This window comes from Pseudomonas sp. M5A4_2d, assembly GCF_053345295.1.
On sequence record NZ_JBKEZW010000007.1, the window covers coordinates 376,013 to 385,073 of the forward strand.

Annotated in this window: 6 protein-coding genes and 1 rRNA gene; 3 read left to right on the forward strand and 4 right to left on the reverse strand. The window is 59.1% G+C overall.

Translation table 11 applies throughout. From position 1 onward, the window contains the following. Positions 1-177 precede the first annotated feature (177 nt). From mksB to mksF, 3 genes are read left to right on the forward strand one after another with little or no spacing between them, the layout of a single operon-like run. Entirely contained in the window at positions 178-1,455 is a 1,278-nt protein-coding gene (gene mksB, locus ACLBW8_RS18875) for an Mks condensin complex protein MksB (RefSeq protein WP_447806056.1), read from the forward strand. Continuing rightward, positions 1,445-2,152: an Mks condensin complex protein MksE gene (gene mksE / locus ACLBW8_RS18880; RefSeq protein ID WP_447806057.1), complete on the forward strand. Its 708-nt coding sequence runs from the start codon at positions 1,445-1,447 to the stop codon at positions 2,150-2,152. Before mksB ends, mksE begins: the two co-directional genes overlap by 11 nt. Then, complete coding sequence (mksF, locus tag ACLBW8_RS18885) at positions 2,149-4,989, forward strand: Mks condensin complex protein MksF (RefSeq protein WP_064450538.1); 2,841 nt, start codon at positions 2,149-2,151, stop codon at positions 4,987-4,989. Before mksE ends, mksF begins: the two co-directional genes overlap by 4 nt. A 172-nt stretch (positions 4,990-5,161) precedes the next feature. On the opposite strand, the gene ACLBW8_RS18890 is transcribed toward mksF, so the two are convergent. The 4 genes from ACLBW8_RS18890 to rrf form a co-directional block, all read right to left on the reverse strand. Beyond that, positions 5,162-7,465, reverse strand: coding sequence for an MlaD family protein (locus ACLBW8_RS18890; RefSeq protein WP_447806058.1), 2,304 nt, complete (start codon positions 7,463-7,465; stop codon positions 5,162-5,164). Beyond that, on the reverse strand, positions 7,458-8,081 hold the full coding sequence (locus tag ACLBW8_RS18895; RefSeq protein WP_221293826.1) for a paraquat-inducible protein A: 624 nt from the start codon (positions 8,079-8,081) through the stop codon (positions 7,458-7,460). Before ACLBW8_RS18895 ends, ACLBW8_RS18890 begins: the two co-directional genes overlap by 8 nt. Continuing rightward, positions 8,068-8,727, reverse strand: a complete 660-nt coding sequence (locus ACLBW8_RS18900) for a paraquat-inducible protein A (protein WP_447806059.1) — start codon at positions 8,725-8,727, stop codon at positions 8,068-8,070. Before ACLBW8_RS18900 ends, ACLBW8_RS18895 begins: the two co-directional genes overlap by 14 nt. A 244-nt stretch (positions 8,728-8,971) precedes the next feature. Then, positions 8,972-9,061 (reverse strand): 5S ribosomal RNA (rrf, locus tag ACLBW8_RS18905); the annotation flags it as partial.

Below are 9,061 nucleotides of genomic sequence, written 5' to 3' on the forward strand. Positions count from 1 at the left end.
TAAGCGCGACGTCGGGACTCGATAAGCACAGCTCGGCCACTTGTGGATAAGTAAAGAGCGGGGATTCTACCGCTGTTCGGTAACAATCGCCCACTGCGCACTGACCGGCTGTGGATAAATCCCGCGCCTGATGCAGTACAATCGCGACTTTTAATCGCCAACCAGCCGGCCATTCCCATGATCGAACCCAAGCGCGTCCTGCGCGCCCTCGCCGAACACTGGGCCTTACTTGAGCCACTGTGCGAACACTTCGACCAAGGCACCTTGAGCCTTGGCGAGCTGCGCGCACAACTGGCCGCCCAACAACTGGACAGCACGCCCCAGGACATCACCAGCCTGCTGGACGTGTGGATTCGCCTGGATATCCTGGTGCCTGTCGCCAAGAGCCCGAACCGTTTCGAGCTCAATGCACAGATCCACGACTTCCTGGCGTATCTTCGCAAGGAGCACCGGCTTGGCCTGTGCCTGGAAATCGAAGCCTACCTGCGCCACCTCGAGCGTCTGGCCGGCTATATCCAGGACGCCTTCGACATCCGTGACGGCCACGACCTGGCCCGTCAACTGCGCCTGCTGGATATGCGCGTCCGCGATGTGCTGAAAAAACTCGCCAACGACGAACAGGCCCTCGCTGCCGTGGCCGACCGCGCCAAGACCAGCGACCGCCAGATCCCGTTGCGCCAGCGTTATGCCGAGGTATTGGCAACCTGGGACGAATACGTCGAACCGATGATCCAACTGGTGAACGCCGACGGCGCCTTCGAACAAGGCGTGCGCAAGGTCGAAAACGTACTGTTGCGCATGCTGACCGAGCAACAGCGCCTCGGCCACCTGGTCGACGACGACATGCTGTTGCGCACCCACGCGCGCATCCTCGAAATGCAGACCAGTGCCCAGTTGACCTTGCGTCATGCCCGCGAACTGCTGTTGCCGTTGCGTGAAGAAGCGCGTCGGCACAATGCCGTGACCCGTGGCGCGGCGTTGGCGCTATCGGCCATCCGCCGTAAAGGCCTGGACGCGGTGCCACAGGCAGCAATGCCGATGTTCACCCGGCCACAAAGCACCTTCCTCGGCAGCGCCAGCCAGGTCGAAGCGTATGTGTATGCCCTGGCGAATTTCGAGCCGAAACCGGCGCGGTTCCCCAAGGCGCACAAATCCCACAAGGGCGAAGCCCAGCGTGCACCGCGCACGGTCAAGGAAATGCTCGAGCGCTGCGAAGACGCGTTGCCGATGCAGGACCTGATGACCTGGCTGCTGGAGCAGGAGCCGGACGGAGCCACCGACGAATTGCTGTACTGGTTCTCGCGACTCTCACGCGAGAAACGTTTCAAGCGCGAACGCCTGGAACGCCGCGACTACCACACACACGAGCACCAGGTCAGCCTGCGCTCATTCGCCCTGCTCCCGGCTGGCACTGACGCCGTCGAGAATTCTGCGAGCACCCCTTATGCATCTTGATCTATCCGAACTGTCCCAGCTGGCGCCGATCTTTCGCGAGCTGTTCAAGGGTTATCACGTCAGCCGCCGTGACCCGGAGCTGTATGCGCAACTGTCGAACTTCCAGGACCAGTACCGCACGCTGTTCAAGGCCCTGGGCTTCGAGCTGGTATGCGATACGCGCGGTTTCTACTACTTCGTGCCGGACTCCGCCATTGCCAGCGCGCAGGTGAACAAGACCGCCCAGCGCCTGGCGTTGTTCACCTTCATCATCGTCGAGCATTTGGCTGACCAGGGTCGCGACCCGATCGCTGTGCTCGACGGTGGCAGCCTGGGTCGCGATGAATTGCCGTCGTTGCTGGAGAAGTACCGCGACCTGTTTATCCAGGCCGAAGTGCAGACCCAGGAAGAGCTCGAAGAAAAAATCATGCGCCGCATGACCCAGCTGGGTTTTGCCAGCGAGGACAACGGCATCTATCGCTTCCTGCCGCCGATGCACCGATTCCTCGATGTGTGCCTATCGGTGCAGCAGGACCGCGACCTTGCCGCCAGCGTGCACAGCGTGTTGCCATTGCCGGCGCCGGTGATCATCGATGATGACAGCGATGAAAAACTGCTCAAGACCGATGACCCCCTCGACCTGAGTGACTTCTCGGAAGAAAGCGAAGAAAACGCCCTGGCCCGTGCCATTGCCGAAGAACAGGAGACCGACGCATGAGTAAGGAACGCTACGGCATCCGCCGCTTCGCCCTATTGAACACCGCCGGTTACAGTTTGGGTTTGTTCCCACTGGAAGAGCCGCTGTCGGTGTACGGTGCGAACAACCTGGGTAAATCCGCTTCGATCAACGCCCTGCAGTTCCCGATTCTGGCACGCATGTCGGACATGAGTTTTGGCAAGTACACCCTGGAGCAATCGCGGCGGTTCTACTTTGCGACTGACACCAGCTACATCCTGGTGGAAGTCTCGCTGCCCCACGGCCCGCACGTGATCGGCGTGGTCGGGCGCGGCCCGGGCGGTGGTTTCGGTCACCAGTTCTTTGCCTATGCGGGCAAGCTGGACCTGGCCCACTACCAGAAAAACGACACCTGCCTGCGCCAGAAAGAGTTGTTCACCAACCTTGAACGCGAAGGCCTGAAAGCCTACGAACTCAAGCCGGATGAACTGCGCCGCTTGCTGGTAGGCGGCCACACGTCGGTGCCGCTGGACCTGACCCTGATTCCGCTGCGCTCCACCAGCGAACAGAGCCTGAAGACCTTCCGCGCGCTGTTTATCAACCTGCTGCATATGCGCGAAATCACCGCGGCCAAGCTCAAGCAACTGTTCCTGGATGCTTTCGAACACAGCCTGCGTTCCGGCAGTGTTGATTACATCGCGGCGTGCGAAGAAGCCTTCCGCGACGTGCGACGCATGGAGCAGGATTACAACTCGCTGGTGGCTGCCGGGCCGTTGGTGGAAGCGCTCGCCAATGGCGTAAAACAGCGCGACATTTTACGCGGCAAATTGCATCGCCTGTCGCCGCTGCTGGACTCGCTGCTCGGCACTTGGTCGGACTACGCCAGTGCGCGCAAGGAAGAACTGACGATCCAGGCGGAGCACTACCGCAACGAGCAGGACGCGCTGCAAAACGATCAACGTGGCGGCACCCAGGAGCTGATGCGCCTGGAGCGGGAAATCAGCGGCATCCAGCGTTGGCTGGGCGAATTGTCCGTACTCAAGCATCGCTTTGCACTGGTGGATGACGTCAAGGTGCTGGAGCAGCAACTGCTGGCGGCCAAAGATGCCCACGATGAACTGGCGGGCGCCCTGGCGCAGTCGCGGCAGTTCAGCGCCGAGGATTTGGACGAGCGTTTGCGCGACCTGGAAAAACGCCTGAAGTCGGTCAAGCAGCAGCTCGACCACGCGGACAACAACAGCTACGCCAAACTGCGCGAAGAATTCTCACAGCAGGACGTCGAGCGCCTGATGCGTCTGTTCAACAGTTCGTTGTTCAGCCTGCCATTGGGCGAACACGGCATCACGCTGGATGAGGACGGCCAGTGGGTCAAATCCCTGGAGCAGATTCTCGACGGCTTCAAAGGCGAGCGTTTTGAAGTACCGGGGCTGTCCATCGACATCTCCCACATCGAACCACCTGCATTGCAGGCGCTGGCGGATCGCGCGGCGTTGCGCGACCAGAAAGAGCGCCTGGAAAAAGAACTCAAGCAGCTCAAGACCCAACAGGCCGTAGCCTCTGACCGGGCGGCGAGCAAGACGCAGACCGAAGCGCTTTACCAGCAAGTGCTGGATGCGCAGAAGGCTTTGGAAGATTTCCGCCGCGCGCAAACCCTGAGTGCCGAGGAAGGCGAGAAACTGGAAAACCTGGCGCAGATGGAAGCGGCGCAGGATGAACTCAAGCGCTCCAGCGATGCGTTTACCGAGCGCGTCCAACAGCTGTCGGCCAAGCTGCAATTGGTCGGGCGTCAGATCGGCGATATGGAAGCCAAACAGCGCACGCTGGATGACGCGCTGCGCCGCCGTCAGTTACTGCCGGCGGACTTGCCGTTCGGCACACCGTTCATGGACCCGGTCGACGACTCCATGGACAACTTGCTGCCATTGCTCAACGACTATCAGGACAGCTGGCAAGGTTTGCTGCGCGCCGATGGCCAGATCGAAGCGCTTTACGCCCAAGTGCGCCTCAAGGGTGTGGCCAAGTTTGACAGCGAGGATGACGTGGAGCGTCGCCTGCAACTGCTGATCAACGCCTATGCGCACCGCACCGATGAAGCCCTGACGCTGGGCAAGGCACGCCGCGCAGCGGTCACCGATATCGCGCGGACCCTGCGCAATATCCGCAGCGACTACGACAGCCTGGAACACCAACTGGCCTTGTTCAACCGCGAGATCAACAAGCGCCAGGTCTCCAACCTGCAGAGCTTCCGTATCGTGCTGGCGCCGAACAAGGAAGCCCTCAAGCATATCGACCAGATCATCCACAGTGCCGGTCAATATGAAGAAGGCGAAACCTTGTCGGTGTTCGACCTCAGCCAGAGCGCCGAGCAGGACAACAAGAACGAAGAGGCCAAGGAATACCTCGCGCGCCTGGTGGCTGCCAACCATAACCAGTTGGGCCTCAAGGACCTGTTTGAGCTCGCGTTCGAAATCACCAAGGTGAACGGTCAGCCCGTGATTCACACCGACATTGATGGCGCGGCGTCGAACGGCACTACCATGACCATCAAGGCACTGACCAACATGTATTTGTTGCTGCACTTGATGGACCGTGACCAGGCCGGTCGTGTGCGCTTGCCGTACTACCTCGATGAAGCGGCAGACATCGACGAGAAGAACCAGGCGGCGCTGCTGGAAACCAGTTTGCAGCTGGGCTTTGTGCCGATCCTGGCCAGTGTGAAGCCGCAGGTGTCCGCCCAGGTGGCGATCGACCTGGAAGGCGGCAGCGGGCCGAATGGCATCTACATCGACGAGGCGGACTGGAAGTACATCCGTCGTCACGATGCGGTGAAGGCAACGGTGAATGTGCAGGCGGATGAGCCGGAGTTGGATGCGGTTTAATCCACTGCGCTGAAATGCAAAAAGGCCGCGATCTTATGGATCGCGGCCTTTTTTTACGGTGTTTTTGAGGGCCTCTTCGCGAGCAAGCCCGCTCCCACTTTTGACCGCGTTTATCCTGTAGGAACGCGGTCGAATGTGGGAGCGGGCTTGCTCGCGAAGGCCACGCCTCGGTTTATTTGCCGAGCGGGATTTTAGGCGCCCAAGTCAGCCATTCATCTTCGAACTTGTCGAACAACGGGAAGGTTTGCTGCGGACGGGCGGCGTTGCCCATACGCTCGCCTTCTGGCGTTGCGAAGGCGATGCCGCCGGCAACGAGGGTTTCCAGGGATTCGGTGCGGACCGTCGCACCTTTGAACAGGCCGAAGTCGAGTCCAAAACCGCTGGTGTTCCAGAAGCGACTGCCACCACGCACCAGCGGCGCATACTTGGGTTCGATCAGGATGTGGATCAGCACGCGGTCGGCGGTCTGGCCCAGCTCGTAGCCAGTGACTTTGCCGACGGTGACTTCGCGGTAAGTGACCGGAACGCCCTCTTTCAGCGAGCCACGGCGTGCAGCGCTGAGTACCAGGCTGAGGCCTTCCTCCTGGTGAACAGCCTCCGGTGGCTTGTCCAATGCGACGAAGCTTTTTTGCGGCCCTAGGTTTTTCGCGGCGGGCAGCACTTCGATGTATTGGCCGGTTACCAGGGTTTCCAGGTTTGAGGTTTTCATCAAACCCAGCTCAGGCTTGACCACCCAGAACTGGCTGCCTGCGCGCGCGATCCGATCAGCCACTTGGGTAATACGGGCGCTGAGCAGGACTGACTGCATGTCGGCGCTGAGGTCGACGTGCTCGATCTTGCCCACATCCAGGCCTTTGAAGCGCACTGGCGTGCCCGCGCGCAAACCGTCGGCGCGATCAACCTTGATGGTCACGAGGGTGCCATGTTGATTGGCAGCTTCATGATCAGTGAACAGACGGAAACGCGGGATGCGTTTTTTCAGCGGCACATTCGGTTCCGGCGTTTCGAAGGCGATACCACCGGCCATCAGGCTGGCGAGGGATTCACTCTTAACTTGGATGCCGCCGGTGAGGCCGCCGGTCAGCGTGACGCCGCTGGCATTCCAGAAACGCGTCGAGCCGTTGACCAGGTTCTCGTATTCCTTCTCGATGTGAACACCGATGACCAGTTGTTTGTTCTTGCGCGAGAACTGGTAGCTCTGCACCGAACCTACTTTGACCTGCTTATAGAGGATCGGGCTGCCGACATCCAAGGAGCCAAGGTTGTCCGTGAACAGCACCATGTGCAAGCCTGGGGAACGCAGGTCCAACGGCGGCGCTTTGGCTCTGGCGACGAACTCACGTTGTGGTGCGCTGCCTTTGTCGCCGGGGCGGATGGCGATGTAGTTACCTTTGACCAGGGCTTCCAGGCCCGTGATGCCTGCCAGGGAGATGGACGGTTTGACCACCCAGAATTGGGTGTCCTGTACCAGGTAATCTTCGGCGAGCGGATCGAGGGTCAGCTCGGCGTTGGCACTGGACAGGTCCGGGTCAATCTTCAAGGTTTTCAGGCTACCGACCTGGATGCCTTTGTACATGACCGGAGTACGCCCGGCTTGCAGGCCCTCGAAATCGGTGAGCTTGACCTTGACCTTGATGCCGGCTGCGGCGGCGTCGAAGTCCTCGTAGAGGCGAAACGGCAGGCTCGGGTCGGTCGGCGGGCTGTCCTTGCGATTCTCGGGTGTGGCGAACGCGATACCACCGGCGACGATGCTGGAGAGGGATTCGCTGCGCACTTTTACGCCGGAGAGGTTGGCGTCGATGCTGATGCCGCTGGCGTTCCAGAAACGTGTGTGTTTGCGCACCAGATTGGCGTAGGTCGGCTCGATGTAGACCTTGATCTCGACAGTGCTCTGGTCTTCGGACAGCAGGTAGCTTTTGACCTGACCGACCTGGATCTGTTTGTAGAACACCGGACTGCCACGGTTGAGCGAGCCAAGGCGATCGGCCTTGATGGTCAGGTGGAGACCGGGCTTGGCATCAGATAAAGGCGGCTCTTCGGAGAGCGCTTTGAATTTGCGAGTGGGCTCACCATCGCCAGGGCTGGCGGCAATGTAGTTACCCGAGACCAGGGTTTCCAGACCCGTGATGCCAGCGAGGCTGACGCTGGGTTTGACCAGCCAGAAACGTGTGTTGGTCTTGAGGTATTGCTCGACATCCTTGTTCATCTCAATGGTCGCGATCACACCGCGATTGCTGCCCTCGTCGTCCAGGGCCAGCGTCTTGACCTTGCCCACGGTCATGCCTTTGTAGACCACTTCGGTCTTGTTGACCTGGATGCCTTCGCCGCTTTCAAAGCGGACCTGGATCTCAATACCTTGCTGGGAATAGGCGCGCCACCCTAACCAGCCGCCAATAATCAGGGCGACCAATGGCAACACCCAAATGGCCGACCAATTGGAAGCTGGGCGGGTTTTAGCTTTTGGCAAATCACTCATGGTCGTCGTCCGACTCCGTGTTATCCCAAATCAGTCGGGGATCAAAAGTTACTGCGGCAAGCATCGTCAAGATCACCACACTGGCGAACGCTGCAGCGCCAAGATTGGCCTCGACACTGGCAAGTCGCCCAAAGTTAACAACCGCCACCAGGATGGCGATCACGAAGATATCCAGCATGGACCAGCGGCCAATGAATTCGATAAAGCGGTACATAACGATGCGTTGCTGCGCGGACAGCGGTTGGTGGCGCTGCACCGAGAACAGCAACAGGCCAATGCCTACCAATTTGAACGTCGGCACCAGAATGCTGGCGATAAACACCACGGCAGCGATGGGAAACATACCGTGCTGTACCAGCTGAATCACCCCCGACATGATCGTACTGGGGTCGCCTTGGCCAAGGGAGCTGACGGTCATGATTGGCAACAGATTGGCGGGGATATACAAGATCGCCGCAGTGATCAGTAAGGCCCAGGTGCGCATGAGGCTATTGGGGCGACGGGCATGGATCAGCGCACCGCAGCGCGTGCAGAGCTGCTCATCGGTATCGGCCTCTTGCTTGTTCAACTCGTGGCATTCGGTACAAATCAGAATGCCTGCATCAATCGCCCGCATGATCATCCTCTCCTGCCAATGCCTGCCAGATCTGGTGGGGCGACATCACCACCTCAAGCAGAACCTGAACGATTAATAGACTGACGAAGCAGGTCAGACCCAGGCCAATTGTGATAGAGGCCATGTCGGCGAGTTTAACGATCGCGACAAGCACACCCATCAAGTAGACCTCCAACATCCCCCAATCCTTCAAGTGATGGTAAATGCGATAGAGCAACAGCCCATAACTGCGCCCGATCTTCCAGCGAATGCTTAGCAGCACCGCTAATTGGCAGAGCAACTTGAGCAGGGGAATTCCCATGCTGCACAGGAATACAACAGCCGCTACACCTTGCATACCGGTATCGAACAGGCCGACGACGCCACTCCACACGGTGTCCTCTGACGACTGCCCAAGTAGATTGAGCTGCATGATCGGTAAAAAGTTCGCAGGGATGTACAGCAACAGCGCGGCAATCACCAAGGCGAGGCTTCGCTCGACGACATTGTGGCGATGAGCATAGAGCTCGTAGCCGCAGCGCGGGCATTGAGCCTTTTCGCCCAGGGCGAGCGTTGGCTTGCGCATCAGCAAGTCGCACTCATGGCATGCCACCAGATCATCCAGTGGTAAATCCGACACCTCGGGGGTATCAACCGGATCGGGCATAGATAGGGCTCTAATTCTAAAAAAGGTTAGGTGCCTATTCTAATGGTCTGGTTCAGAAATAACTGTGCAAATTTGTCGGGAAGGATTGAGCGACTTATCGAAAAACATACGGGGCGATGCTGTATATGAGACAGCGTGCGTTCATGTTGAAGTGCATTGTGGATGCCGATAGCCGCTTAGCACTTTTCGACCGCCCAAAACAAAACCCCTGTCTGCGTTAGCAAACAGGGGTTCTGGAATTTAATCTTGACGATGACCTACTCTCACATGGGGAAACCCCACACTACCATCGGCGATGCATCGTTTCACTGCTGAGTTCGGGATGGGATCAGGT

Excerpts from the sequence above, each read along its gene's own strand:
- mksB (WP_447806056.1), top strand. The coding sequence starts at position 178 with ATGATCGAACCCAAGCGCGTCCTGCGCGCCCTCGCCGAACACTGGGCC.
- mksE (WP_447806057.1), top strand. The coding sequence starts at position 1,445 with ATGCATCTTGATCTATCCGAACTGTCCCAGCTGGCGCCGATCTTTCGC.
- mksF (WP_064450538.1), top strand. The coding sequence starts at position 2,149 with ATGAGTAAGGAACGCTACGGCATCCGCCGCTTCGCCCTATTGAACACC.
- ACLBW8_RS18890 (WP_447806058.1), bottom strand. The coding sequence starts at position 7,465 with ATGAGTGATTTGCCAAAAGCTAAAACCCGCCCAGCTTCCAATTGGTCG.
- ACLBW8_RS18895 (WP_221293826.1), bottom strand. The coding sequence starts at position 8,081 with ATGCGGGCGATTGATGCAGGCATTCTGATTTGTACCGAATGCCACGAG.
- ACLBW8_RS18900 (WP_447806059.1), bottom strand. The coding sequence starts at position 8,727 with ATGCCCGATCCGGTTGATACCCCCGAGGTGTCGGATTTACCACTGGAT.